Genomic DNA, 25,859 nt, shown 5'->3' on the forward strand with positions numbered 1-25,859 from the left:
CTCCCTGTCAGTTCACGAGCCGGCCGGCAGCCGACCAGTAGCCCTCGCGGACGAGGCGGCGGTCGATCTTGCCGTTGCGGTTCACCGGTAGCTGTGCGACGAAATCCACCGACCGCGGTTTCTTCATCCGGGCCAGCCGGCCGGCACAGTGCTCGATCAGTTCCTGTTCCGTCGGTGTCGCGCCCGCCCGCGGGACCACCACGGCCTTGACCGCCTCGCCCCACTGCTCGTCAGGGACCCCGACCACGCACACCTCGCCGACTCCGGGGTGTTCGTAGAGGGCGGCCTCCACCTCGCTGCAGTAGATGTTGAAACCGCCGGAAATGATCATGTCCTTCTTGCGGTCGACGATGAACAGATAGCCGTCGGCCCGGAAATAGCCGACATCTCCGGTGTGCACCCAGCCGTTGCGGAAGGTCTCCGCCGACAGATCGGGTTCGTGCCAGTACTCGCGCACACAGTCCGGGCCGCGCGCCACGATCTCGCCGATCTCGCCGGCGGGCAACTGCGTCCCGGCCTCGTCGACGACCCGGACCTCGGTATCGAAAACCGGCCGTCCGCACGACATCAGCAGCTCCGGATCGGATTCGATACCGCGCACCACATCCTCGGCGGTCAGGACGGTGATTCCGCTGGTGGTCTCGCCCAGCCCGTAGCCCTGGATGACGATCGGCCCGAACACGCGGACCGCGTCGCGCAGCCGCTGGGGTGAGACGGGTGCGCCGCCGATGCCGAGCACCCGCAGGGTGGACAGGTCCACCTCGGTGATCGCGGGATGGTCCAGCAGCATATTCAGCATGGTCGGCACCATGAACGTGGTGGTGATGCGCTCGGATTCGACCGTCCGCAGGAACTTCCCGGTATCGAAGGCCGGCAGGATCACCACCGCCGCGCCCCGCGCCAGGACGCCCAGCAGCATCATTCCGGACGCGTGGGTGATCGGGCCGGGAGCCAGATAGCGGTCGTCGGGCTGGGTCGCGCCGGATGGGCTCATGAGCCGTTTGCGCATATTGGCCAGCCGGTTGCCGTGTGTCTGCACGGCGGCTTTGAGCTTGCCGGTCGACCCCGAGGTGTAGTTCAGCACCGCGGGATCATCGGCGTCCACATCCACCGCGACCGCATCTCCCGACCCTTCCGCGAGGATCTCCCGATACCGCTCCGGACCTGCGGAGCTGCCGGTGTAATCGATCAGGGTGCAGTCGACCCCGGCCTGCGTGACGGCCGTCGCCGCCGTCTCGGCGTGCGCGGGATCGACGAACAACATCCGGACCGCGGCGTCGCGCAGGATATGCGCCAGTTCGTCACCGCCGAGGCGGGCGTTCACTGGCACCCGCACGAAACCGCCCTTGGACAGCGCCATTTCGGTGACCACCAATTCCCCGGAATTCGCCGCGAAGGTACCGACCGCGGTGCCCGGGGTGAATCCCCGGCCGATCAGCGCCGAGGCCAGCCGGTTGGATTCCTCCTCCAGCTCCCGGTAGGTCCAGCGCGCGGACCCGCAGACCAGTGCCTCCCGATCGGGCCAGAAGGTGGCGCTGCGGGTGAGGTAACCGCCCAGATTCATCGAAACTCCCAACCGACATCGTGCCTGTTAATGGACAGACTGTCTAATAACAGCCGTCGTGTCAATACGCGATATGCTCGAGCGCAGACGGCTCTCGACAGGAAAAGGGGGATCTGTGCCACCACCCGAAGACCGCCGTGTCCGGCGCAGCCGGCGAGCCCTGCGCGACGCACTGATCGCGCTGATCCTCGAACGCGGGTACGCGAGCGTCACCGTGGAGGACATCACCGCGCGCGCCGACCTCGGCCGCGCCACCTTCTACACGCATTACACCGACAAGGACGACCTGCTCGAGCACATCGTCACCGACCTGATCGCCGAACTCCAGGAACGGCAACGACCGCTGGTCTCGACCTCGTCGGTGGGGTTCACCGGCAAACCGATCCTGGAGATGTTCCGGCACGCCGCCGAGGAACGTGATACCTACCGGGTGATCCTGCGGGGCGAGGGGGACGGCCGTGCGCTGCGACGGTTCGCCGACGCCCAATCCGCGACCGCCGCAGCGGTTTTCGCTGCCCGGGCGAAATCGCAGGGCGTGACGCCGAATGTCGATATCGAGCTGATCGCCCGTGCTTGGGCCGGTGAGCAGATCGGCGTGCTGCAGTGGTGGCTGGAATCCGACACGCCGCCGATGACTCCGGAAGAGGTCACCACCATGTTGCGTGATCTCTCGCTGCGCGGCCGGTTCTGGGCCTCCGGATTCGAAGGTGACGCGCCGGAATGAGGCCGAGCCGCCGGAGTGGCCGGCCCGGCGGCGAGATCGGCTCCACCGTTCGCCGCATGGGGCCCCGGCTGTCGAACGGATGATCCCGGTCCGCCGATAGACTCGCGCCCTCCGGGGCCGGGTAGGCGGCCGTGGTCCGCCGGCGCGCCGAGCGAATGGAGTTTCGGCTCGGCACTCCCGCCCCATGGTGAATTCGAGGCCGCGGACCGGTACGGTATCCGGTGTCTACCTGCAGATTTCGCAGGGCCGCGCCTCGGGTGAGGCAGTCGGGACTACTCGGACGAGGTGAGGCAATGCTCGACGGAATCCGGACGGCTGTGCTGGTGGCGGCCACCGTGACCACCGGACTGATGGCCGGGGTTTTCGGAATCTACGCGTTGGCGGTCATGCCGGGGCTACGGACCACCGACGACCGGACATTCATCGGATCGTTTCAGGCGATGGACCGGGCAATCGTGACCCCGCTGTTCCTGGCCACATTCGTGGGCGCGCTCGTGCTCGCGATCGCGGCGGCGCTGCTGCAACTGGGTGAGGGCCGCTCGTCCGTGCTCTGGTGGACGGCGGCCGCGGCGGTGCTCTACCTGGTGGCGGTCATGGTCACCGGCACGGTGCACCTGCCGCTCAACGACGCGCTGAAGGCCGCCGGCGCGCCGGCGGAGATGGCGGATCCGGCGGCCGTGCGGGCGGCGTTCGACGAGTCTCGGTGGATTGCCTGGAACTACGTTCGCGTGGCGACCAGTGGAGTGTCGTTCGTTTTCCTGACGTGGGCGCTGGTGCAGTGGGGACGGACCCAGGCCCAGGGTTGAGCGGTTGCTGCGCGCGAGCGGGCCGGCGGGGCATCGCTCGCGCCAAGCGGCCCGGCCCGGTCATTCGTAGCGAACCGTCACCGAGGGGGTGTCGGGCACGGCCTGGCAGGTGAGGATGTAGCCCTCGTCGAGGTCGTCGTCGGTGAGCGCGTCGTTGATGCGCATGGTGGCTTTGCCCTCGGTGAGTTTGGCCATGCAGGTCGCGCAGTTACCCGATTCGCAGGAGAACGGGGGAGTCAGTCCGGCGCGACGGGCGCTTTCCAGGAGGGTTTCGCCGTCGCGGCGGGGGACCGACTTCTTCCTCCGGTTGAGGAAGATCGTCACTGTGCCCTCTTCGGCAGCGGCGGGCCCCGCCGCCGGAGCCGGGGTCGCCGGGGTCGGATCGGTCTGCGCTGCCGGGGGAGTCGCAGGTGCCGGTTTGGCCGGTGCGCCGCTGCCGAAACGCTCCGAGAAGATCCGTCCGGGGCCGGGGAGCGCGTTCTCCACCAGTTCCATGAACGGTTCGGGTCCGCAGATGTAGGCGTCGCCCGCGAGGTCCTCGCCCACGAATTCGAGGACCTTCGCCGCGTCCACGTACCCGTGTTCGTCGTCGCGGTGCCGCAGAACTGTCAGCCGGTCCGGGTACTTCGCCACCAGTTCGTCGAGCGCGGCTTCGAAGATCGCCGAGGGCCGGTCGCGGTCGGCGCACAGCAGCCGGACCTTACGGTCGGTGCTCGCCAGGGTGCTCTTGGCCAGCGAGATGATCGGGGTGATACCGCTGCCGCCGGAGAAACCGAGCAGTGGCACATCGCCCTCGCGCAGGCAGAACCGGCCCGTCGGGACGGTCAGTTCCACCTCGTCGCCTTCGCTGAGGTTGTCGTGCATCCAGTTGGACACCGCACCGCCGGGGACGCGTTTGACCGTGGTCATGAACTCGGTGTCGGTTTCGGGGGCGCTGGACATCGAGTACGACCGGAACAGCGGTGTGCCGTCGACGGTGAACTTGAAGGTGCAGAACTGCCCGGCCTGGTAGGAGAACGGCCCGTCTTCCGGTTCCAGCACGAAGGTGCGGGTATCGGGTGTTTCCTTGACGATCCGGATCACCTTCGCGCGCCGGAACAGTGGTGGTCTCGCCATGGTCGCCTCCTTCTGGTATTAAGATTCTATCCAAGCGAGAATAGTATTCTCAAATTCGGATAGGAACAGCGATGAAGAGCTACCGGATCGGGGGCGGCAGATGACGGAGCCCACGGTGTCTGCAGAGTCCACAGCGCCCGCGGCGAGCGCGGCGCCCACCGTGCTCGCCTTCGAGGAACGCGAGTACACCCGTGCCGAATTGGACGCTACGGCCGACGGCCTCGCCGAGGTCCTGGCGGCACGCGGAGTCCGATCCGGGCAGCGGGTGGCATTGATGTCGTCCAACCGGCCCGAGTTCGTGACCGCGGTACTGGCGATCTGGCGGCTGGGGGCCGCCGTGGTGCTGCTGAGCCCGGCCTGGAAGAAGGCCGAGGTCGCGCACGCGCTGGAGATCACCGGTGCCGAGCACGCGCTCGGCGATCACCCGGTGCTCGCCGAGCTCACCGATATGGTGTCGCTGGACGATCCCGTCCCCGCGACGACCCGCACCTTCGATACCCCCGACCCGGCCACCGACGCGGTGCTCGTCTTCAGTTCGGGCACCACCGGATTGCCGAAGGCGGTCCGGCACACCCACGCCTCGTTCGCAGTGGCCGTACGGCACTGGCAGGTTGCGCTCGGGCTGACCGCCGGTGACCGGATCCAGGTGGCGACCCCACCGTCGCATATCCTCGGCATCCTCAATATTGTGACCGCCCTCGAGGCCGGGTCCTGGGTGCGGCTGCATCGCCGGTTCGACCTGCAGAAGGTGCTCGCGCACATCGAATCCGACAAGATCACCATCGAGATGGCGGTCGCGCCGATCGCGCTGGCCATGGCGCAGTATCCGGATCTGGAGTCCTACGACCTGTCCTCGCTGCGCTACATCATGTGGGGTGCGACGCCGGTGACGGCCAGTGTCGCCGAGACGGTGACCCGCCGCACCGGCGTCACCTGGCTGCCCGCGTACGGGGCGAGCGAACTCCCGGTGATCGCGTGCAGTCCGCTCGACGGTCCCCGCCTGGACAGTGTGGGCAAGGCGGTACCCGGGGTCGAGGTGCGAGTGGTCTCGCTGGACGACGGGACACCGGTCGGGCCGGGGGAGGACGGGGAGATCCAGTTGCGGGCCGATTCGGTGATGGCCGGGTACCTGCCCGAATCCGCGACCGCGGCCGCGTTCGACGACGGCTGGTATCGCACCGGCGATGTCGGGAACCTGGACGCCGGCGGCTGGCTGCGGCTCACCGACCGGTCCAAGGAAATGATCAAGGTACGCGGTTTCCAGGTGGCGCCGGCGGAGATCGAAGCGGTTCTGCACGGCCACGACGCGGTCGCCGACTGCGCGGTGTTCGGCGAGCCCGACGGTGCCAACGGGGAAGCGATCGTGGCCGCGGTCGCGACGGCCGCGCCGGTGACGGCCGAGGAACTGATGGCCACGGTCGAGCAGCGGCTGGCCGGTTACAAGCGACTGCGGCGCGTGCTGTTCGTGGACGAAATCCCCCGCCTGCCATCCGGCAAGGTGCTGCGGCGAGTGCTGAAGGAGCGTTATGGACGTCCGGCTGACGAGTGAACAGCGGCAACTCCGGGACGCGGCCGCGAAACTGGCCGACGAACTGGGCCCCGGCTCGGTCCTGGATCTGGCCGACGAGAAGCGCCGGGCCCGGCTCGAGGACGCGGTGTCGGGCACCGGGTTCCGGGAACTCCGATCCGACGGTGCCACGGGCGTCGAGGTGGCGATCGTCGCGGAGGAATTCGGGCGGGGACTGGTGGACGTGCCGTTCCTGGGACCGGTGCTCGCCGACGATCTGCACGGCCGATCCGACGGTGATACGTCGCGGTGGACGATTGCGGTGGAGGGGAACGCGATCGATGCCCGCGGCTGCGACCGGGTGCTGACCTTGGACGGCAGCCGGTTGCTCGCGGGTCCGGTCGGATCCCCTGTCGCCGGAGCCGACCTCACCCGCGATTCCGCGGCGGCCGACGGCCCGTGGGAGCCGCGCGGGGATATCTCCGACGCGCACCGCGACCGCTGGCAGGCGCTCGCGCTCACCGCCACCTGCGCCGACCTCGTCGGTACGGCCCGGGGTGCGCAGCGCGTCGCGGTGGAGTACGCGAAAGTCCGTGAACAGTACGGGAACTCGATCGGTTCCTATCAGGCGGTGGCCCATCTGCTGGCCGAGAGCGAGGCGCTGATCGAGGGATCGATCAGCGTGCTGTGGCATGCCGCGTGGGCCGTCGACGAACTCGGCCCGGCCGAGGCATTGCGCGCGGCGCGGATCGCCAAGATCTACGCCGCCCGTGCCACCCGTACCGTCTGCGAAACCGCGATCCAGGTGCACGGCGGTATCGGCAATACCTGGGAATGCCTGGCCCACGTATATCTGCGGCGGGCCCTGGTGTCCACCGAACTGTTTCCCGTCCGCCTGGAGGAGGCCGGCCTTGGACTATCGTGATTCCCCGGAAGAAGCAGCGTTCCGGGAACGGCTGCGCGACTGGCTCGCCGGTGTGGCGGGCACATACCCGACCTCCGGCGACGAATACTGGGCCCGGCAGGGCGAATGGCATACCGAGCTGTACCGGGCCGGGTTCTTCGGATTGTCCTGGCCGCGGGAGCACGGCGGTCAGGATCTGCCGCCGGTCTACGACGTGATCCTGGACGAGGAACTGGCCATCGCGGGGGCTCCGCCGCGGCCGAGCCTCGGTTACCTGATCCAGGGGCTCGGCCGGCACGCGAGTCCCGAACTGTGCCGCCGGTTCCTGCCCGGCATGATCGACGGCAGCCAGCGCTGGTGCCAGGGGTTCAGCGAACCGGGCGCCGGATCGGATCTGGCCTCGCTCACCACCACGGCCACCCGTGACGGTGACGAGTACGTGATCCACGGGCACAAGATCTGGACCAGCTACTCCGACGTCGCCGATTGGTGCCTGCTGCTGGCCCGCACCGATCCGGAAGTGCCACGGCACAAAGGTGTTTCGGCATTCATCGTGGCGATGAAACAGCCGGGTGTGGAACAGCGGCCGCTGGAGATGATGAGCGGCGTGACGACCGAGTTCGGGCAGGTCCTGTTCGACGGCGCGCGGGTGCCCGCGGACCAGATGGTGGGCGCCCCCGGCGAAGGCTGGAAGCTCGCGATGACCGTGGTCGGGCACGAACGCGAACCCTCGACCCTGGGCTACGCCGCCCGGTACGGGAAACTGGTGCGGCAGCTGGCATCCCGGGTCGACGGGAAGGCCCCGGAAGAACTTGCGTGGGCCGCGGTACAGGCCGAGATGCTGCGGCTGCATGTGCGGCGGCGGCTGTCCGAACAGCTCGACGGGGTCACTCACGGCCCGCAGGGATCACTGGACAAACTGCTCATGACCTGGGTCGATCAATCGGTCGGGCATGCCGCGCTCGCGGTCGCCGGCACCGGCGACCAGGAGATGTTCGGTTCCTACCTGTACAGCCGCGCGCAGAGCGTGATGGGCGGGACCTCGCAGATCCAGAAGAACATCATCGCCTCGCGCATCCTCGGATTGGGAGTCTGAAATGTACGATATGCCTGCGGAAATCGACGTCCGGGCCGACGGTCCACTGCGGATCGTCACCCTCAACCGGCCGGACGCGCTCAACGCGGTCGACGACGCCCTGCACAGCGGGCTGGCGCGGTTGTGGCCGCGGCTGTCCGAGGATCCCGAGGTGCGGGCCGTGGTGCTCACCGGCGCCGGTAAAGCGTTCTCGGCCGGTGGTGATTTCACCTATCTCGAAGAGCTGGGCCGCGATACGGCACTGCGCGAGAAAACCATCGCGCACGGCCGCGATATCGTCCTCGGCATGGCACGCTGCCGGATGCCGGTGGTGACCGCGGTCAACGGTCCGGCCGTCGGTCTGGGCTGCAGTCTCGTCTCACTCAGCGATATCGTCTATATGGCCGAGACCGCCTACCTCGCCGATCCGCACGTCCAGGTGGGTCTGGTCGCCGCCGACGGTGGCCCGCTCACCTGGCCGCTGCACACCAGTCTGTTGCTGGCGAAGGAGTACGCGCTCACCGGTGCCCGCATCTCCGCCGACCGCGCCCGGGAAATGGGCCTGGCCAACCATGTGGTCGCCGACCCGGTGGCCGAGGCGCTGGCCTGCGCGAAGCGGATCGCGGAAATGCCCCGCCAGGCTGTCGAGGCCACCAAACGGGTCTTGAACATGCAGCTGGAGAAGGCCGTACTCACCTCGCTGGATTACGCGCTCACCGCGGAATACCAGTCCTTCCAGACCGACGACTTCCAGGCCACCATCACCCGGCTGACCTCCGGAAAGAAGTAGCCCACGCACCGAGATCACAGTGGCTGCCGCCGGCCGGAACACCCGGCCGCGAGCCCATACCGCGCCCGGCCTCCGCTCAATCCGTTCTTCGTGCGGGCATGACGGCGGGCCCCTCGACCGCACACTGCGGCCGGCAATCGGCCCCGCCGAACTCGGGCGGGTGGCGCCGGGGCCGCAACAGCACCGCGGCCAGCAGGGCGCCGGTGAGTAAGAGGCCGGCGCATATCCACATCGCGATCGTGAAACCGGAGTCGATGACGGCGGGGTCGCCCAATTCCCCGGAGATACCGGCCAACCCCGGCAGTGCCGCCACCGCCAGCAACTGGGCGGTCCGGGCGACAGCATTGTTCACTCCCGAGGCGATACCTGCCTCGCTCGCCGCTACCGCGCCGAGAACGGCGCCGGTGAGCGGGGCGACCAGCACCGAGAGTCCGAGACCGAAGACCACTACTCCGGGCAGCACCTCGATCGGATAGGACGCTCCGGGGCCGATCCGCAGCAACAGCGCCACCCCTCCCGCCGCCAGGACCGGACCGAAGGTCATCGGCAACCGCGGTCCGTGTCGCTGAGCCCATCGGCCCGCGGGCGCCGACAGCACCAGCATGAGGACAGTAATCGGCACCAGCGCGGCACCCGACCACAGTGGTGAATACCCCGCCACCACTTGCAACTGCAACACCAGCAGGAAGAACACGCCGCCGAGCGCCGCGTACACCGCCAGCGTGACCAGATTGGCGACGGTGAACACCCGCGAGCGGAACAGCGCCGGCGGTACCAGCGGATGATCACTGCGCAGTTCGATCAGCACGAACGCTGCGAGCAGCACCACACCGCAGCTCAGCAGCAGCGGAGCCCCATCGATCAGTCCGAGGGTGAGCGCGCCGAGCGCAATCGCGACCACCACCGCGCCGGGCACATCGAGCCGGGAGGCGGCATTCGGATCCCGGCTCTCCGGCACATGCCGCAGCGACAACACCACGACAACCAGCACCAGCGGCACATTGATGAAGAAGATCGACCGCCATCCCGCCACCGCGATCAACCAGCCACCCAGAAACGGGCCGAGCGCGCCGGACACTCCCGCGAACCCCGACCACACCCCGATGGCCGCACCACGATCACGCTCATCGATCGACGCCGAGATCAAGGCGAGGCTGCCCGGTGTCAGCATGGCCCCGGCTATCCCTTGACACAGTCGCGCGGCGACGAGCATCTCGATATTCACCGCCGCCCCGCACAGGAGTGATGCCGCGGCGAAGGCCACTGCTCCGGAAACGAATACCCGGCGTCTGCCGAAGCGGTCACCGAAAGAGCCACCGAGCAGGATGAACGATGCGAGGGTCAGGGTGTAGCCGTTGATGGTCCACTGCAGTCCGGCGATATCGGTATCCAGTGCCGCGCCGATATGGGGCAACGCGATATTGACTACCGTCGCGTCCAGCGAGGCCACCGATGAGCCGAGGACCGTGGCCAGCACGATCCAGCGTCCGGCAGCGGACCCGAGCCGGGGCAGCTCACTGGTACTCACTTCACCGAAGATACGGAAACCGTGACGCGCTGAGCAGGAAACCGCAGGTGTGGGGTATCACCGGGCGGCGAGCAGTGTTTCCGAGCGCTGGACTGTTCCCGTGATACCGGCAGCGTCCTGGGCTGCGAGCAGGGCCGCCGCCCGGCCCATGGTCTCGGGTGGCTCGACCATTTCGGCCGGGATATCGCCACCGCCGGACGCGCGCCAGCCCTCGGTGAGTACCACACGCGACGGGCTCAGGCAGTTCACCGCAATATTGTCCGGCCGCAGATCCGCGGCCAACCCGAGATAGAGGCGTTCGGCGGCGGCCTTGGATACCCAGTAGGCGTTGGCGCCGCGGTCGGTCATCTCGACGCCGGTGGTGGTGACCGCGATCATCGAGCCGCCGCCGCGGGCGCGAATATGCGGGATCACCTCGCGGGTCACCAGGAAAACGCCGGTGAGGTTCACGTCCAGGCACAGCTGCCAGCGTTTGAGCGGGGTGCTCTCCACCGGGCCCAGCCACAGCACACCGGCGTTCGCGACGAGGATATCGATCCCGCCGAATTCGGACACGACCGCCGAGACCGCGCCGCGGACCGATTCCTCCGCCGTGACATCGCAGGGCACCGCCGATGCCCGGCCGCCCGCGGCACGGATCCGTTCGGCCACCTCATGGATCGTCCCCGCGACCCGCCCGGTCTGCTCGGACCGGGCCGCGACCGCGACGGCCGCCCCCTGCTGGGCGAGTGCCTCGGCGATCGCGGCACCGATGCCGCGGCTGGCGCCGGCAACGAACGCGACCTTGCCCGCGAGCGGACCGGCGCTGCCGGATCCGGCAACGTCCGGGGTGCCGGGGCGGTTGCTCTGGCCTGGGCGGTTACCCGGGCTCTGCGCGCCGGCCGGATCCGAACCTCCGCTCGGACCACGGTCACTGCTCGCACCGGGACCGGACCGGGCGGTGCCCGCCCCGGTTCCGTCCTCCGACCCGGCCTCGCCGCGGGCCGATTCCGGGGCACTCACTTCGGCGGGAACCGCAGCGCGCCGTCGAGGCGGATGACCTCGCCGTTGAGGTAGTCGTTCTCCACGATCGACTGCACCAGCTGCCCGTATTCCGGCGAGCGGCCCATCCGCTTCGGGAACGGGATCTGCGGCGACCAGTACTGTTCCAGCTGGTCGGCGGCCTTGCCGTAGGCGGGGGTGTTGAATGTGCCCGGGGCGATGGTGACCACGCGGATACCCAGCGGAGACAGGTCGCGGGCGGCGACCAGGGTCATCCCGATCACGCCACCCTTGGCGGCCGAATAGGGGAGCTGGCCGATCTGACCCTCGTAGCCGGCGACGGAGGCGGTGTTCACGATGACCCCGCGCCCGCCTTCTTCGGTGGGTTCGGATTCGGCGATCGCCGCGGCGGACAGGCGCATGACATTGAAGACCGCGGTCAGATAGAACTCGATCGTTGTGCGGAATCCGTCGAGGGCGAGGGGCGAGCCGTCCTTGCCCACCAGGCGGCCGCCGCTGGCGGGCCCGCCGTGCGTGTCGACCGAGATGCGTAGCGGGCCGAGCGATTTCGCCTCCTCGACGGCCGCCTGGACCGACTCTTCGCTGGTGGCGTCGGTGTGCACATAGCGGATACCGAGCTCGTCGGACAGTTCCTTGCCCTTGTCGTCGGCGACGTCGGCGACCACCACCTTGGCTCCGGCGGCATGCAGCCGCCGGACGGTTGCCTCGCCCAGTCCGCCCGTACCGCCGACGACAATCGCCGAACTTCCCTCGATCTGCATAGGACTACCCTCTCTTGCGATTCTCGCTCTCAGATTGAGAGAATACTATTCTCATGTATATCGGCAAGATCGTCGACGTGGCGGAAATTGGAGAGAACTGATGCCCGAAGCCGTGATCGTATCCGCGCTCCGCACCCCGATCGGTACCGCCGTGAAGGGATCCCTGCGCGAAACCACCGCATTCGACCTCGCCCATCACGTGGTCGAGGCGACGACAAAACAGCTGGAAACCGATGCTCCCATCGATGATGTGATCCTCGGTGAAGGCCGGTACGGCGGTGGTGTGATCGCGCGGCACGCGGCGATCACCGCCGGGCTGACCGGAGTCCCGGGCCTGGCCCACAACCGGCACTGCGCGGCCGGAATGGCGGCCGTGCAGACCGCGGCGGCGGGTATCCGGGCCGGGATGGACCGGCTGGTGCTGGCGGGTGGGGTCAACGCGGATTCCACCGGCCCGAAGTCGCGATTCCGGGTCGGCCCGGACGAGTGGGTGGATCCGTGGACCTCGCCCTCGCATCCCGACCGTCCGGACGCGCCGAACCTGGACATGTCGATCACGGTGGGCTGGAACGCCGCGGTGAAATCGGGGATCTCGCGTGAGGACCTGGACGCGTGGGCGCTGCGGTCGCACCGGAACGCGATCGCCGCGATCGACGAGGGCCGGTTCGACGACGAGGTCGTGCCGATCGATACGCCGTTCGGGCAGTTCGCCGTGGACGAGCATCCCCGCCGGACCACCACCCTGGAGAAGCTGGCTTCGCTGAAGGTCCTGCACCCCGAAATCGAAGGTTTCTCGATCACCGCGGGCAACGCCGCGGGAGCCAACGACGGCGCCGCCCTGCTCACCGTCGCCAGCGACGAACTGGGCCTGCCGGCCCTGGCCACCATCCGGTCCTGGGCGTCGGTGGGCGTCGACCCCGCCGATACCGGGCTGGCGCCGATCGAAGCGATCACCAAGGCCGCGCAGAAGGCTGGGATCTCGCTGAGCGAAGTGAAACTCTTCGAGATCAACGAGGCGTTCGCCTCGGTGCCCATCGCGGCCATCCGCGCCCTGGACCTGAACGCGGACCTGGTGAACGTGAACGGTAGCGGCTGCTCGCTCGGCCACCCCGTCGCGGCCACCGGCGCCCGCATGATCGTCACCACGATCCACGAACTCCGCCGCCGCGGCGGCGGACTCGCGATCGTGGCCATGTGCGCCGGCGGTGGGATGGGCTCGGCCACGGTCCTGGAGGTCGCCGCTCCGTGAACACGAATGGTTCCGCCGGGGAACGTGGCGGCGGGTCTCCCGCGGAGCTGATCGCTGCCGCGCGCGCCGGGTCGGTGCGCGCGGCGGGCCGGCTGCTCACTCTGATCGAGGGAGAGCAGCGACACGAGGTTCTGGGGCTGCTGGAGCCTGCTGCGATCCGGGTGGTCGGGTTCACCGGACCACCCGGCGCCGGTAAATCCACAACCATCGCCGCGGTGGTTACCGCCTACCGGGCGCAGGGGCTGCGGGTGGCGGTGCTCGCCGTGGACCCGTCCTCCCCCTACAGCGGCGGTGCCCTGCTCGGCGACCGGATCCGGATGGCCGCCCATATCGACGATCCGCAAGTGCTGATCCGGTCGATGGCCACCCGGGGGCATCTCGGCGGTCTCTCGGCGGCAGTGCCGGCGGCCATCCGGTTGCTGGCTGCGCTGTCCTACGACCTCGTGGTCATCGAATCGGTCGGTGTCGGCCAGTCGGAGATCGAGATCGCCGCGGTGGCCGACCCGACCGTCGTGGTCCTCACCCCGGGAGCCGGCGACGCGGTGCAGGCGGCGAAGGCCGGATTGCTGGAGGTGGCCGATCTGCTGGTCGTGAACAAGGCAGATCGGCCCGGCGCCGATCAGACGGTGCGCGAGCTCCGGGCCGAATCCGCGGTACCGATCCTCACCGCGGTTGCCGCGGACGGCACCGGGATACCCGAACTGGTCACGGCCGTCGACGAGCACCACCGCGCAGATACCGCCGACCGCCGCGCCGCCCGGGCCCGATGCCAGATCCTTTCGCTGGCGCACAGCAGGCTGCGCGCCCACCCCGGACTCGATACGCTTGCCGCCGCGGTCGCCGCCGGTCGGTGCGATCCGTACACAGCCGCGGAACTTCTGGCGCCGCAGAGCACGGAAATACCTGCCGCGGTAGCCGGGCACGCCGAAAGCGGCGGTTCCGCGGTCGGCTGAACACACCGTCCGGTCGCCCCGCCGATCTACACCGGAGCGTCGAGCGTCGACAGCAGTCTCCGGTGGGCGACCGGATGGGTTCCCGCCGCCACGGCAGGCCGCGCCTCCGTGGCGGCGGACACCGTGTTGCGTCACGAGGAATGTGCCGCTCGGCGGTATGCGCGATGATGTGGGCTGTGAATGCGCCCGCGCCCGGCCCTGTTTTCGATGTATTCGCCGTGTTGAACGGATTGGTGGACCTGCGGTCCTACCCACGACGGAACCTGGTCCTGAGCTCACCGCAGACCGGTGGCTTCATGTTCGGCACCGCCGCCCTCCAGCAGGCGATCTTCGAGCCGGTCGTCCATCTGGTCAACGGCATTCGAGTTCCTCGAATCCCGAGGGTGGGAGCTGGTCAGTGTGGTCGAACGGAATATCGAGAACGTCTACTACACAATGGCGTTCATGCGCCGGGTTCGGGCGTAGAGGTCGGCGTGCGCCGTCGCCCGAGCAGGCTCGGGCCGCCCGAACACACCCTGGCCAGGTGATCGCCGGCACGAGGCCGCCGCGGTGCGGTCCCGGTCGATCGTGCGGACCGCGGCGGCTGATCGCGCGCCGGTACAGCAGCGGTTCCGAAAATCTTCGGGGACAGCGATGAGTCCTCGGATGGTGCTCCGTCTTATCGGTTGAACGCGCTACCAACCCGGCGCGACCGACCCGAAGGACCAGAGATGACCACCGTCGACACCACCGCCACCTTCTCCGCCGGCACCTACCGTCCCGGCACCATCCGCAACCGCGTCCTGTGGGCCCTGCAGATCCTCCTCGGCCTGTTCTTCATCATCGCCTCCGGCGGGCCGAAGCTCGTGATGCCCAACGCCCTGACCGACAACGCCCCCGAGAACCTGGTCATCCCCTTCGGGTTGCTCATCTTCATCGGAATTGTGGAGGTCGCGGGCGGTATCGGCCTGATGGTGCCCCGGCTGACCGCTCTGGCTGCCGCGGGTCTGTCGGTTCTCACCGTGCTCGCCGCGGGCACGCAGGCTTTCATCGCCGACAAGCCGGCGATGGCGATCTTCCCCCTGGTACTCGCCGCGATCTTCGCCTGGATCGCCTACGAGCGCCGCGCCGGCGTCACCGACCTGCGCAACTCGCCCTCGCGATGACAAATCCATCAGTGCGACCGGCGATCGGTGGGCCCGGCCCACCGATCGCCGGCCGCGCGTTCTCGCATCGATCGCCCGTCGGGTTGGCGGCGATCGATGCAGCGTCGTTCACTCGGCGCCGGCGCCCGGCGGGTTCTGCTGGGCGGGCGCGAAATCCATGTGGAGGCGGGTCAGGCGCTGGGAGCGGATGCGCCAGTGGCCGTCGAACTTTGCGTAGGTTTCGTGGTAATGGCCGAAACCGTGCAGGCGGGTGCCGTCCGGCCAGATGAGCCGGTCTTCCATCGCCCAGATTCCGGTGGCCTCCGTGTCCGAGAGGAGTTCGATCTCTGGGGTGTGGCCGTGATGGATCGTGATCGCATCACCGATCCTGGGCGTGAGGAAGGCGAGGAATTCGTCGGCGCCGGTGATCACCTCACCGCCCGACCCGGACACGTCGATGACCACGTCGTCGCTGAACAGGTCCCGGAAACCGGCCCAGTCCTTGGTATCCATCAGGCGGAAATACCGTGATTTGAGGGCGCGGATCGCCTCGTAGTCGTTCACTGTCATCCCAGCGTCGCGGTGATCGGGGGCAGGTCCAGGACGGTCCGGATACCCGGTGCCGCCGCGCATACGTAGCGGACGGCGTTGACGGCCCGGTTCGCGGTGTAGGCGGGGGAGTGCTGAGCCATCTGGTCGAGCGGGAACGGGAAGACCATATCGATCTCCAGCGGCGCGTCGCCTTCCACGCTGAGATGCCAGCCGGTGGGGCGGATCTCCCATTCGGTCTCGGCCTGCGCGCCGCAATGCCAGATGGCCTGGAAGCGCAGCACGGTGCGGCCCCGGTGTACGCCGGAGATCGTGATGCGCTGCGCCGCGACGGTTCCCTGCGGGATCGTGCCGGCGGCGATATCGAATGTGCGTGTCGCGGTGGCGACCTCGCCCGTGGCGGTCACCTCGTCGAGGGGTAGCCCGATTCCGTCGGCGAGCAGCCGCAGCGACGGGCCGAAACTATTGCGCAGATGATCCAGCCGCACCTGGGCGAAATCGCCCGGGGGACCGCCGAATCCCATGACGTCGAACAGGATCGCCGGGGAATTCCGCTGCGACAGATCGGCGTATTCCTGGATGCTGAGGGTGTCGAGGCGTCGCTGGATCGAAGCCAGCACCAGGGGAACGGCTTCGGTGATGAATCCGGGGCTGCTGCCGGTGCTGTGGATCGAGGTGCCGCCGGCTTCGCACGCCGCCTCCACCCGGGCCCGGACCGTGGGATCCAAACTGCCGGGGTGATGGAAGACGCCCGCGGTCGTCACGATATTCGCGCCGGCGGCGAGGATCCGGCAGACCTCGTCGATATCGCAGGATTGCGGCATATAGAGAACGCAATCCGGTGTGGTGCCGAGGAGTTCGCCGATATCGCCGGTCGCGCCTATACCGGTGGGCGTATCGGTCCCGCAGAGTTCGGCGGCGTCGCGGCCCTGCTTGTCCGGGCTGTGCGAGTACACGCCCGCCAGTATCAGATTCGGGTGCTCGACGATCGCACGCAGCGCGCGGGCGCCGATGGTGCCGGTGGACCATTGGGCCACCCGATACGGTCCGTCGGCGGGTGTGGCGGCCGGGGCGGCGGAGGGGGAGGGGTGCATGGTTGCCTATCGGTTGTGCGTGCCGGGCGGCTCAGGGCCGGAAGCGCAGCAGGGCTTCCTGCGCGAACGAGGCCACCAGGGTGCCATCGGCGGCGAGTACATCGCCCCGGCCGTAGGCACGGCCGTGTGCCATGACCAGGCCTTCGTGCCGCAGCAGCAACCAGTCGTCGCTGCGGAACGGGCGATGGAACCACAGGGTGTGCGAGGTGGTGGCGGAGGTGAACGCGGTGCCGTTACCGCTGTGATCGAAACCTTCGATCGCGCGCAGCACGGTGCCGATCACGTTCAGATCGGTGGCGTAGGACACCAAGCCGGGCGCGAGTTCGGCGCCGACCTCGGGAGTGCGCATCCACAGGTCGTATTCGGCCGGCCCGGCCGCCTTGTCGTTGAGGTCGGTGAGCGACCGTGTCTCCCACGGGATCAGGCCGATCTCGACCTGATGTTCGGGGCCGGGAACCGGTGGGACCGCAGCGACTTCCTGGTTCTCCCGCCCGTCTTCCAGCGCGGTCATCGACAGCAGCGCGGTGGCGATCACATCGCCCTTCTGCCGGGCGACGATGGTCAGGGTGGCGAAGGAGCGCCCGCGGTGCTGCGGCTGGACCACGTAGTAGACCGGGGCGTCGCTCTTGCCTTCCCGGGCGAAGATGACGTGCACCGATTTGACGGTCTTGTCCGGGCAGGCGAACGTGGCGGCCCGCAAGAACTGGGCGAGCAACTGGCCGCCGAACAGCCGGTGGTATTCCAGCTGCTGATTGGGTCCCTCGAATACCGAGAGGGTGGCCTGCGGGTCCGGTGCGGGTGCCGGGTCGGTGTCGTCGGACTGCGGTACGGACGGGCGTAGGCGCAGATCCATACAGGCGAGAAGGTCGGTCCAGAGATCGGGCATAGATCGAGTGTAAACCCGTATCTCTGCTAAGGAGAACGTTATTCTCGCAAATCCGGGCGGTAGCTGACCGGTCCCTCCGCAGTCAGCGCGCGGTCCGGGGCGAATGCTGAGGTGCGCTCAGGCGTGACGCGCGAATCCCCGGGCGCAGAACTCCCAGATCTCCTCGGCCGAGATCGGGTACGCGGTCTCGTCGTCGATACCGCCGTTGGACTGCGCCGTGAACATCACCGTCTGCATCACCATGGCCGCCATCCGGCGCGGATTGACTTCTTCGCGCAGCAGGTCGTTCTTGTGGGCGTCGATCATGAGCTCGGTGAACAATGCCAGCAGCGGGGTATGCGCGACCTTCACCTGTGCCGGGTGGCTGACCAGCAGCTGCGGGGCGAAATCGGTGAACAGGGGGCGCTGCGCGGTCGGGTCCGGGCGGCACAGTTCGTAGAGCAGTTCCACCGCGAGCTGGAGCCGGTCCAGGGCGTCTTCCTTACCCGCGGCAGCGGCGCGGATCTGTTCCGCGGTGCGGCTGAGGGCATCCTCGAACAGGGCCAGCAGCAGTTCGTGTTTCCCGTCGAACTGCAGGTAGAAGCTGCGCAGCGACTGTTTCGACCGGTCCACGACCTCCTGGACCGTGAAATCGGTGGTGCCCTTTTCGGTGATGATCGCCTGGGCGGCATCGAGAAAGCGCTGCACGCGCTGTTCGGCGCGCAGCTTCGCGGTGCGGATGGAGCGCTCGACGGCACGCTGCTTCCAGGCCGGTTCTTCGCTTGGGCTGGTCACCGGCTGGCCCGTCCGATCCCATCGATCCCATATGTGGAGAACATGGGTGCACTGTACCGGAGAACGTCCCATGTCCGGGCAGCCACGTCCGGTATTCGCACCATTGAGGAGACTATTAATTTCATCTCAAGAGAATGCTATTCTCCTGAACGTAGCGCAACCCCGCCGACAGGAGGCAGCCCGGATGCTGTTCGAGTTCGATGCCGATCAACGGCTGCTCCGCGACACGGTCCGTGAGGTCACCACGAAGGAATGCCCCGCCACGGTGATCCGGGAGATCGTGGACGCGGGCGCCGATCCGGCCCGGCTCTGGAAAACCTATGTCGAACTCGGCTGGACCGAACTCGTGGAACCGGAAGCGGCCGTGGAACTCGGGATCGTGCTCGAAGGGCTGGGCCGGGCCACCGACCCGACGCCCTATCTCGCCACAATGACCCAATTCGCGCCGCTGGCCGGGGATTCGGCCACCGCGGAAGGCGCCGGCGCCGCGGTCTTCGACGGAGTCACCGCCGTCCGCGACGCCGACGGCTGGCTGTTACGCGGCACTGCCCGCCAGGTACTCGACGGCGATCGCTGTGATCAGCTGGCGGTGGTGACGACCGCCGGCGTGTTCGTCGTGCCCGCGCATGCGGTCTCCGCCCGGCGTGTCGAGGTCTTCGATCCTGTTCTGCACGTCGCCGAGGTCACGTTCGACAATGTCCGGGTCACCGACGGCGAGCGCACCGCGGGTGATCCGGAACGCGCCCGGCAACTGGCATTGACGGGTCTGGCGCTGACCACGGTGGGCGCGTGCCAGCGCATTCTCGATCTCGTCCTCGACCATGTGCGGACGCGGCGGCAGTTCGACACCGCCATCGGTGCGTTCCAGGCGGTGCAGCACAAGGCCGCCGATATGCATCTGGCCATCGAACGGGCCCGGGCCCTGGGCTACTTCGCGGCCCTGTGCCTCGCGGAGAACGACCCGCGCCGCAAACTGGCTGCCGCGATGGCGAAGGCGTCCGCGGGGGAATGCCAGTCGGTAGTTTTCCGGCACGGTGTGCAGCTGTTCGGTGCCATGGGCTTCACCTGGGAGAACGACCTGCAGTTCGCGATCAAACGGGCCAAGGCCGGCGAGCTGCTGTTCGGCGGCGCGGCCGTTCATCGCGCGGTGGTGGCGGAGGAATATCGCGCCGCCCGGCGGTGACGGGCGACATCATGGGATCGCGCCCGGGGGCCGGTCGCCCCGGCAGCCGGGTGGCGTAGCAAACGGAACACGAGCATCGGGTGTGTGCCCGGTGCACCCCGGAACCGAGGAGCATGTTTTGTCCTATATCGACTACGCGGTCGCCGATAAGGTCGCGACAATAACTCTGAACCGCCCCGAAGCGGCCAATGCCCAGAATTCGGCACTGCTGGACGAATTGGATGCCGCGTGGACCCGGGCGGCGAACGACGACGATGCCGTGGTGATCGTCTTGAACGCGGCCGGAAAACATTTCTCCGCCGGTCACGATCTCAAGGACGACAGCTGGCCGAAACCGGAGAAGATCACGCTCGACTGGATATATCAGACCGAGAGTCGCCGGTATCTGGAATACACATTGCGGTGGCGCAATGTGCCCAAGCCCACGATCGCAGCCGTGCAGGGCCGCTGTATCGCCGGCGGGCTGATGCTGTGCTGGCCCTGCGACCTGATCGTGGCCGCGGATAACGCGCTGTTCTCCGATCCGGTGGCGATGATGGGTATCGGCGGGGTCGAATACCATGGACACACCTGGGAACTCGGACATCGCAAAGCCAAGGAGATCCTGTTCACGGGCCGTCCGGTCACGGCTCAGGAGGCCGAGCAGGCCGGGATGGTCAATATGGTGGTGCCGCTCGACGAGCTGCCCGCCAAGACCGCGGAGCTGGCGGGCCAGATCGCGCAGATGCCCCCGTTCGGGCTGCGGCAGGCCAAGCGGGCGGTGAACCAGACCCTCGATGTGCAGGGTTTCTACGCCGCGATCCAATCCGTTTTCGATATTCACTCCACCGGGCACGGAAACGCCCTGAGTGTGAGTGGCTATCCGATCCTGGTCGATCTCGATCAGATGAAGACGAATATGAAATAGAGATGGATCGGGGGATCGTTCCCGTTCGCCGCGGTAACGATCCCCCGCTATCGAAGAAGTGCCACCGAGACGGAAACCGGCAGGCAGGGATTCTTCCGACACGGGCAGCGTAACCGAATTACGACCGCCCCGAACCCCTTTTCTGATTTCCGCGGATGGACGACAATTCGGAACGTCCATCGGAAAGGTTTCCGCCATGCGAACCCTCAGATTCCGGCGTACCACCAGTCTTTTCGGCCTGATCGCCCTGACCGCCGCCGCCGTGATCGGCTGCGGTGACTCCGACGAGAATGCGGCCGCGGCCACCTCGGCCCCCGCCGCCACCAGTTCCGCCGCGCCTGCCGCGGCGTCGCCGGAGACCAAGAAGGAGATCACCAACGCCTTCGTCACCTTCTTCGACGGTAAGGCCGACCCCGCCACCCGCGCCGGGCTGGTCGAGAAGGGGGACGAATTCGCACCCTTCCTCCAGGGGATGGCCGCCGACCCGCGTGCCCAGGGCACGAGCGTGACCGTGTCCGCGGTCGAAGTCGTGGACGACAAGACGGCCGATGTGACCTACACCCTGCTGCTGGGCGGTAATCCGGTGCTGCCGGATCAGTCCGGACAGGCGATCAAGGAGGGCGACACCTGGAAGGTCGCCTCGATGACCTTCTGCGCGCTGCTCGCCGTCCAGGGCACCGGTGAGGCGATTCCGGCCTGTAGCTGACCGCCGGCACAGATCTTCGACAGCGCTGTCCCGAAGCCTGTTCCGGCTCGGGACAGCCGCCGCTGCCGGGTCCATGAGCCGGCGGGCCGGGGGCCGGGGCGTCGTATCGGTTTGCGCAGTATCGATACGCCATCCGGACCCCTGCCGATCGGGGTGCGGTTCGGCCGAGCCGAGTATCGGTTTCGGGGAGAACGCACCGCGGGCCGGCTGCGACGAGTTGGGCGGCACATGTCACGAGTCCTGACCGGATACGGATTCCCGGACCGTGGACGGACGGCTGTCGAGGGCATCGCCGATATCACTCGGGTGGCGCGGATCGCGCGAGGATGTTCAGTGCCGAGTATTAACCGGATGTCCATCCGGCAAAATGCGCGAATCTGCTTATACCCAAGAGGATGTCGGGCTAAACTCCCCGCGGCTCTGCGGAATCCAGTTTCCGCGGATTCGCATCATCACTCTTCAGAAAGACGAACCGATGTCACGAAGACACCGGGTAGCGCGAACCGTCGCTGCCTGTGGAGTTGCGTTCTCGCTGAGCGCGATCACCGGTTGCGGCAATTTCTTCGGGCCCGACAACTGTTATGTACTCCCGACCACCGAAGCGCCCGCCACCGAAGTCGCCGCCGGGGCGGCGAATCCGGAGGGGAACAGTGCCACACCGGATTCACCGGTCGCCGCAGCCGCGGCAATAACCGGCGTCTACCAGGCATTTTTTGCGCCCGCCACGCCGACATCGGATCGGCTGGCCCTGGTCGAACGCGGGCCGGATTTCGAAGCCGAGATCTCCGGGATGGCAAACCATATCCGGACCGCGCTCACCACGATCGAGATCGCGGAGGTCGTATTGCTCGACCGGATCAACGCCGAATTGCGCTTCACCCTGAATATTTCCGGTAACCCGGTGGTGAGCAATCAACTCGGTCACGCGGTCAAGGAATCGGACGGCTGGAAAATCGCGGCGACCACCATGTGCGGTCTGGTCGCCATCTCCGGCGGAACGTCCCAGGCCTGCACCTGAACCCGATTCCCGGTGCCCCCGACCTGCCCCCCTGGCGCGCCGGCCAGGGGGGCAACGGTTGTCGACTACAGATGGGCCAACCGGGGCGCGTAACCGAGTTCGCGCAGCGTCGCGCCGGCCTCCCGGGTGAGGTCGCGGGCGCTGCCGAGTAGACCGTCCAGGACCAGTGCCCGCCGATAGTGGCGATGGAACTCGTGTTCGGCGGTGAAACCGATTCCGCCCAGCACCTGCTGGCAGTTGCGGGCGGTGACCAAGGCCGCGCGGCCCGCCGCGGCCTTCGCGAGCAGGGCGCCGAGCGAGTCGTATCGGTCCGGTAGATGCGCGGCGATATCCGCGTGGGCCGGATGATGCGCATCGTCCGGCGAGACGGTGAGGGTCGCCTCCGCGCCTTCGATGGCGACCAGGGTTTCGGCCAGCCGGTGCCGGATCGCTTGGAAACCGGCGACGGGGCGGCCGAACTGTTCCCGTTCCAGTGCGTGCCGGCGCGCGAGGCCGAGCATCGCTCGCGCCGATCCGGTCAGCCACCAGCCCAGTGCGCGCCGGGCGCTCTCGAGCGGGACAGTCGCCGCGGCGGCGGGCAATTCGGTGGTACTCCGGAGCCGGTACAGCGGCAGGTCGGGGTCGAGCATATCCGGCGCCGGATCGGCGCCGGAATCCCAGCGCACCCAGGTGCCTCCGGTGAACGGCAGCGGCATCGCCTCGCCGAACCGCCGGCCCGCGGCGTGCGCCACCACATCGTTGATCAACGGGGCATGCGAGCCGGTCTCCCCGAGCAACCGGAAAACCAGGGGTACCGCGACTTCCGCGGTGTCGTCACCGGTGAGCAGGTCGTACCAGCCGAGGTCGCGCAGGGCGGGATACAGCTCGGCGCCGGTGGCCGTGGCCATCGTCTTGCGCAGCGTATCGGTGAGCAGGGTGAGTTCGGCGGCGTCCACCGCTCACTCCTTTCCCAGGTCGAGCAGGCGGCGGGCAATGATATTGCGCTGGATCTCGGCGGTCCCGCCGTAGATGGTCGCCGCCCGGGAATACAGGAATTCCGAACGCCACTCGGTATCGTCCAATTCGATCTCGCCGGGCAGCAGATCCCGGGCGGTATCGAAGAGTTGCTGTTCGGCGGTGGCCAGCAGGACCTTGTCGATGGAGGTGTCCGGACCCAGCGCGGCGCCACCGGCCAGCCTCCGCTGGGTGGCCCGCGACCGGCAGCGGACGGTGTGCAGGGCCAGATAGGCGGCGCCGAGGTCGGCATCGTCTCCCTCCGCGCTCTGGTCGAGGACCCGGTCGAGCCGGGTGAACAGATGCGCGATCCGATGCCAGAAACAGGTGGACCGTTCATAGGGCAGCAGATCCATCGCGACCCGCCAGCCGTCCCCGGGCCGGCCGAGCATCCGGGACTCGTCGACCACGACATCGTCGAAGTAGACCTCGGCGAATTCGTCGACACCGTGCATGGTGCGCAGCGGCCGGACGGTGATCCCCGGGGTGTCCATATCGACGAAGAACGCGGTGATCCCGTCGTGGCCCGGACCGGTGCGGGTGAGCAGGACACAGCGGGCGGCGAACTGGGCAAGGCTGGTCCACACCTTCTGTCCGTTGATCACCCATTCGGTGCCGCGTTGTTCGGCCCGGGTCCGCAGCGAGGCCAGGTCCGAGCCGGAACCCGGCTCGGAGAAGCCCTGGCACCACTGTTCGCTACCGTCCAACAGCCGGGGCACCATTTCGGCGGCCAGTTCCGGACGGGCGTAGGAGATCATGGTGGGGGCGAGTACCTCGACCATGGAATAGATCCCCGGCTCGGCCAGGCCGCGCGACGCGACCTCCTCGCCGAGTATCGCCCGCAGCAGCGCCGGCCCGCCGAGACCGCCGACGGCCTCCGGCCAGCCGTAGCGCATCCAGCCCGCGTCGAAGAGCGCCCGCCGGACCCGGCCCAGGTGCGCGACCTGCGCGTCGAAACCGGGTTCGGGTCCGGGGGTGAGATCGTGCTCGTCGAGCCAGCCGCGCACGCGCGCCCGAAATTCCTCGACGTTCATATGGCGGGCCGCTCGAAGGCGTGCGGGATTCCGTGATCGTGGACCCCGCTGCGCCGGATGAAGGTCATCGAACGGGTCCGCAACCGCCAGCCCTTGTCGGTGCGCAGGTACGTATCGGAGTAGTAGCCGATCCGCATGTCGTGGCTCGAATGCTCCACGAAGCACAGCGGTTGCGTGCCGGTGCCGGTATCGCCGTCCAGTTCGATCAGCGGGGTACCGGTGAGGAACAACCCCTTCGGTGCGGCATCGACGAGTTCGGGGAACACGTCGAGGGTGTAGGTGTCACCGAACGCGCTGTAGGTGCCGTCGGGGGTGAAAACCCCGATCACGCCCTCGATATCGCCCTTGGTGATGGTCACCGCGTAGCGGGCGAGGAGCTGCTGGATTTCGACCAGGTCATCGGTTGCCGCCATAGACCTTTCCGCCTTTCATCACGAACCGCACCTGCTGGGTGACGGTGATATCGGCCAGAGGATCGCCGGGTACCCCGATCACATCCGCGAGCAGACCCTCCGCGAGCCGGCCGCGGTCCTCGACCTGGATGAGTTCGGCTGCGACGACCGTCGCCGCCCGCAACACCGACAGTGGATCGAGCCCCCGCTCGACCAGGGCCACCAGCTCGTCGGCGTTGCGGCCGTGCGGGATCGCCGGCGCGTCGGTGCCGACGGCGATCTTCACGCCCGCGTCGAAGGCCGCTTTCACCGATGTCCGGGCGCGGGGGAACATCTCGGCAGCCTTGGCCTGGAGTTCCGGTGCCGCCTTGGAGACATCCATGGCGTCGGCCAGGCGGGTGGTCGGCACCATATAGGTCCCTTCCCGGACCATGAGGTCGATGGCTTCGTCGTCGATCAGGAAACCGTGCTCGATACAGTCGATTCCGGCCCCGACCGCCTCCTTCACCGCTTCGGCCCCGTGCGTGTGTGCGGCCACCCGCAGCCCGCGCCGGTGCGCCTCGTCCACGATCGCCCGCAGTTCCTCGGTCGAATAGTGTTGTGCGCCCGGCGCTCCCGTCAGCGACATGACGCCACCGGATACGCAGACCTTGATCAGTTGAGCGCCGTGCTTGATCTGGTACCGCACGGCCTTGCGTACCTCGTCGACACCGTTGGCGATGCCCTCTTCGAGGGTCAGCTTCAGGACGTCGGGGGCGAAGGCCGAGAACATGGTGGGATCGAGATGACCGCCGGTGGGGGTGATGGCATGGCCGGCCGGAACGATCCGCGGACCGTCGATCCAGCCGGCGTCGATCGCCTTGCCGAGCGCGACATCCAGCAGATATCCGCCCGTCTTGACGAACAGGCCGAGGTTGCGCACGGTGGTGAACCCGGCGCGCAGGGTGCGCCGGGCATTACCGACCGCGCGCAGCATCCGCAGCGGCGGGTCGTCCTGTACCGAGGAGCTCAGCCCGGTTTCGCCGCGGCCGCCCATCAGCAGGTTGACTTCCATATCCATCAGTCCCGGCAGCAGGATGAGATCGCCCAGCTCGACGATCTCTCCCTCCGGTTCGCCGCCCACGCCGACGATGCGGTCACCGTCGACGCGCAGGATGCCGGGCCGGATGATCTCGCCGGAGTCCACGTCGAGCAGCCCGGCGGCCCGCAATGTCAGCATG

At 68.0% G+C, this 25,859-nt stretch carries 26 protein-coding genes; 13 read left to right on the plus strand and 13 right to left on the minus strand.

Annotation, left to right across the window (positions count from 1 at the left end; all coding sequences use genetic code 11):
* Positions 1-7: 7 nt before the first annotated feature.
* The gene (locus ACIA75_RS31715; protein ID WP_397110655.1) at positions 8-1,564 is read right to left on the minus strand and encodes a long-chain fatty acid--CoA ligase; all 1,557 of its coding nucleotides are present in this window, start codon (positions 1,562-1,564) and stop codon (positions 8-10) included.
* A gap of 115 nt (positions 1,565-1,679) precedes the next feature.
* Here ACIA75_RS31715 and ACIA75_RS31720 point away from each other — a divergent pair, with 115 nt between their 5' ends.
* Both ACIA75_RS31720 and ACIA75_RS31725 read left to right on the plus strand, forming a co-directional pair.
* Complete coding sequence (locus ACIA75_RS31720; protein WP_397110657.1) at positions 1,680-2,288, plus strand: TetR/AcrR family transcriptional regulator; 609 nt, start codon at positions 1,680-1,682, stop codon at positions 2,286-2,288.
* A gap of 293 nt (positions 2,289-2,581) precedes the next feature.
* A complete protein-coding gene (locus ACIA75_RS31725) occupies positions 2,582-3,094 on the plus strand; it encodes a DUF1772 domain-containing protein (protein WP_397110659.1) in 513 nt (170 codons plus the stop codon).
* 60 nt (positions 3,095-3,154) lie between these two features.
* Here ACIA75_RS31725 and ACIA75_RS31730 read toward each other — a convergent pair whose 3' ends face one another.
* A complete protein-coding gene (locus ACIA75_RS31730; RefSeq protein WP_397110661.1) occupies positions 3,155-4,210 on the minus strand; it encodes a 2Fe-2S iron-sulfur cluster-binding protein in 1,056 nt (351 codons plus the stop codon).
* A 115-nt stretch (positions 4,211-4,325) separates the two neighbouring features.
* Between ACIA75_RS31730 and ACIA75_RS31735 the strand changes: the two genes are divergently transcribed.
* From ACIA75_RS31735 to ACIA75_RS31750, 4 genes are read left to right on the plus strand one after another with little or no spacing between them, the layout of a single operon-like run.
* Positions 4,326-5,759, plus strand: a complete 1,434-nt coding sequence (locus tag ACIA75_RS31735) for a class I adenylate-forming enzyme family protein (RefSeq protein WP_397110663.1) — start codon at positions 4,326-4,328, stop codon at positions 5,757-5,759.
* On the plus strand, positions 5,737-6,642 hold the full coding sequence (locus tag ACIA75_RS31740) for an acyl-CoA dehydrogenase family protein (protein WP_397110664.1): 906 nt from the start codon (positions 5,737-5,739) through the stop codon (positions 6,640-6,642). The genes ACIA75_RS31735 and ACIA75_RS31740 overlap by 23 nt, the downstream gene beginning before the upstream one ends.
* Positions 6,629-7,717: an acyl-CoA dehydrogenase family protein gene (locus ACIA75_RS31745; RefSeq protein ID WP_397110666.1), complete on the plus strand. Its 1,089-nt coding sequence runs from the start codon at positions 6,629-6,631 to the stop codon at positions 7,715-7,717. Before ACIA75_RS31740 ends, ACIA75_RS31745 begins: the two co-directional genes overlap by 14 nt.
* Before the next feature lies 1 nt (position 7,718).
* On the plus strand, positions 7,719-8,486 hold the full coding sequence (locus ACIA75_RS31750; protein ID WP_397110667.1) for an enoyl-CoA hydratase/isomerase family protein: 768 nt from the start codon (positions 7,719-7,721) through the stop codon (positions 8,484-8,486).
* A 76-nt stretch (positions 8,487-8,562) separates the two neighbouring features.
* On the opposite strand, the gene ACIA75_RS31755 is transcribed toward ACIA75_RS31750, so the two are convergent.
* From ACIA75_RS31755 to ACIA75_RS31765, 3 genes are all read right to left on the minus strand, one after another.
* The gene (locus tag ACIA75_RS31755; protein WP_397110669.1) at positions 8,563-10,014 is read right to left on the minus strand and encodes an MFS transporter; all 1,452 of its coding nucleotides are present in this window, start codon (positions 10,012-10,014) and stop codon (positions 8,563-8,565) included.
* Positions 10,015-10,071: 57 nt separating this feature from the next.
* Positions 10,072-10,767, minus strand: coding sequence for an SDR family NAD(P)-dependent oxidoreductase (locus tag ACIA75_RS31760; RefSeq protein WP_397111101.1), 696 nt, complete (start codon positions 10,765-10,767; stop codon positions 10,072-10,074).
* Positions 10,768-11,012: 245 nt separating this feature from the next.
* The gene (locus ACIA75_RS31765) at positions 11,013-11,777 is read right to left on the minus strand and encodes an SDR family NAD(P)-dependent oxidoreductase (RefSeq protein ID WP_397110671.1); all 765 of its coding nucleotides are present in this window, start codon (positions 11,775-11,777) and stop codon (positions 11,013-11,015) included.
* A 100-nt stretch (positions 11,778-11,877) separates the two neighbouring features.
* Between ACIA75_RS31765 and ACIA75_RS31770 the strand changes: the two genes are divergently transcribed.
* The 3 genes from ACIA75_RS31770 (at position 11,878) to ACIA75_RS31780 (ending at position 15,124) form a co-directional block, all read left to right on the plus strand.
* Positions 11,878-13,026: a thiolase family protein gene (locus ACIA75_RS31770; protein WP_397110673.1), complete on the plus strand. Its 1,149-nt coding sequence runs from the start codon at positions 11,878-11,880 to the stop codon at positions 13,024-13,026.
* The gene (gene meaB / locus ACIA75_RS31775; RefSeq protein ID WP_397110675.1) at positions 13,023-13,979 is read left to right on the plus strand and encodes a methylmalonyl Co-A mutase-associated GTPase MeaB; all 957 of its coding nucleotides are present in this window, start codon (positions 13,023-13,025) and stop codon (positions 13,977-13,979) included. The genes ACIA75_RS31770 and meaB overlap by 4 nt, the downstream gene beginning before the upstream one ends.
* 710 nt (positions 13,980-14,689) lie before the next feature.
* Positions 14,690-15,124 (plus strand): DoxX family protein, encoded by a 435-nt coding sequence (locus tag ACIA75_RS31780; RefSeq protein WP_397110677.1) that lies wholly within the window; start codon positions 14,690-14,692, stop codon positions 15,122-15,124.
* 108 nt (positions 15,125-15,232) lie between these two features.
* Here the strand turns inward: ACIA75_RS31780 and ACIA75_RS31785 are convergent, their stop codons facing one another.
* The 4 genes from ACIA75_RS31785 to ACIA75_RS31800 form a co-directional block, all read right to left on the minus strand.
* On the minus strand, positions 15,233-15,673 hold the full coding sequence (locus ACIA75_RS31785) for a nuclear transport factor 2 family protein (protein WP_397110679.1): 441 nt from the start codon (positions 15,671-15,673) through the stop codon (positions 15,233-15,235).
* The gene (locus ACIA75_RS31790; protein WP_397110681.1) at positions 15,670-16,746 is read right to left on the minus strand and encodes a dihydrodipicolinate reductase; all 1,077 of its coding nucleotides are present in this window, start codon (positions 16,744-16,746) and stop codon (positions 15,670-15,672) included. The genes ACIA75_RS31785 and ACIA75_RS31790 overlap by 4 nt, the downstream gene beginning before the upstream one ends.
* A 31-nt stretch (positions 16,747-16,777) precedes the next feature.
* Positions 16,778-17,632, minus strand: coding sequence for an acyl-CoA thioesterase (locus tag ACIA75_RS31795; RefSeq protein ID WP_397110683.1), 855 nt, complete (start codon positions 17,630-17,632; stop codon positions 16,778-16,780).
* A gap of 117 nt (positions 17,633-17,749) precedes the next feature.
* Positions 17,750-18,406 (minus strand): TetR/AcrR family transcriptional regulator, encoded by a 657-nt coding sequence (locus tag ACIA75_RS31800; protein WP_397110685.1) that lies wholly within the window; start codon positions 18,404-18,406, stop codon positions 17,750-17,752.
* A gap of 184 nt (positions 18,407-18,590) precedes the next feature.
* On the opposite strand from ACIA75_RS31800, the gene ACIA75_RS31805 reads away from it, so the two are divergent.
* From ACIA75_RS31805 to ACIA75_RS31820, 4 genes are all read left to right on the plus strand, one after another.
* Positions 18,591-19,589: an acyl-CoA dehydrogenase family protein gene (locus tag ACIA75_RS31805; RefSeq protein ID WP_397110687.1), complete on the plus strand. Its 999-nt coding sequence runs from the start codon at positions 18,591-18,593 to the stop codon at positions 19,587-19,589.
* A gap of 118 nt (positions 19,590-19,707) precedes the next feature.
* Positions 19,708-20,496: an enoyl-CoA hydratase gene (locus ACIA75_RS31810; RefSeq protein WP_397110689.1), complete on the plus strand. Its 789-nt coding sequence runs from the start codon at positions 19,708-19,710 to the stop codon at positions 20,494-20,496.
* A 196-nt stretch (positions 20,497-20,692) separates the two neighbouring features.
* Positions 20,693-21,202: a hypothetical protein gene (locus tag ACIA75_RS31815; RefSeq protein WP_397110691.1), complete on the plus strand. Its 510-nt coding sequence runs from the start codon at positions 20,693-20,695 to the stop codon at positions 21,200-21,202.
* A 475-nt stretch (positions 21,203-21,677) separates the two neighbouring features.
* Positions 21,678-22,220: a hypothetical protein gene (locus tag ACIA75_RS31820; RefSeq protein WP_397110693.1), complete on the plus strand. Its 543-nt coding sequence runs from the start codon at positions 21,678-21,680 to the stop codon at positions 22,218-22,220.
* 65 nt (positions 22,221-22,285) lie between these two features.
* Here the strand turns inward: ACIA75_RS31820 and ACIA75_RS31825 are convergent, their stop codons facing one another.
* The 4 genes from ACIA75_RS31825 to ACIA75_RS31840 are packed head-to-tail and all read right to left on the minus strand — an operon-like array spanning position 22,286 to position 25,858.
* Positions 22,286-23,107, minus strand: a complete 822-nt coding sequence (locus ACIA75_RS31825; RefSeq protein WP_397111102.1) for an acyl-CoA dehydrogenase family protein — start codon at positions 23,105-23,107, stop codon at positions 22,286-22,288.
* Positions 23,108-23,158: 51 nt separating this feature from the next.
* Positions 23,159-24,247, minus strand: a complete 1,089-nt coding sequence (locus tag ACIA75_RS31830; RefSeq protein ID WP_397110695.1) for an acyl-CoA dehydrogenase family protein — start codon at positions 24,245-24,247, stop codon at positions 23,159-23,161.
* The gene (locus ACIA75_RS31835; protein ID WP_397110697.1) at positions 24,244-24,660 is read right to left on the minus strand and encodes a nuclear transport factor 2 family protein; all 417 of its coding nucleotides are present in this window, start codon (positions 24,658-24,660) and stop codon (positions 24,244-24,246) included. Before ACIA75_RS31835 ends, ACIA75_RS31830 begins: the two co-directional genes overlap by 4 nt.
* Positions 24,644-25,858, minus strand: a complete 1,215-nt coding sequence (locus ACIA75_RS31840; protein WP_397110699.1) for an amidohydrolase family protein — start codon at positions 25,856-25,858, stop codon at positions 24,644-24,646. Before ACIA75_RS31840 ends, ACIA75_RS31835 begins: the two co-directional genes overlap by 17 nt.
* Position 25,859 lies beyond the last annotated feature (1 nt).

Origin of the sequence: Nocardia sp. NPDC051750 (genome assembly GCF_044453135.1) — a bacterium.
Lineage (GTDB): Bacteria > Actinomycetota > Actinomycetes > Mycobacteriales > Mycobacteriaceae > Nocardia.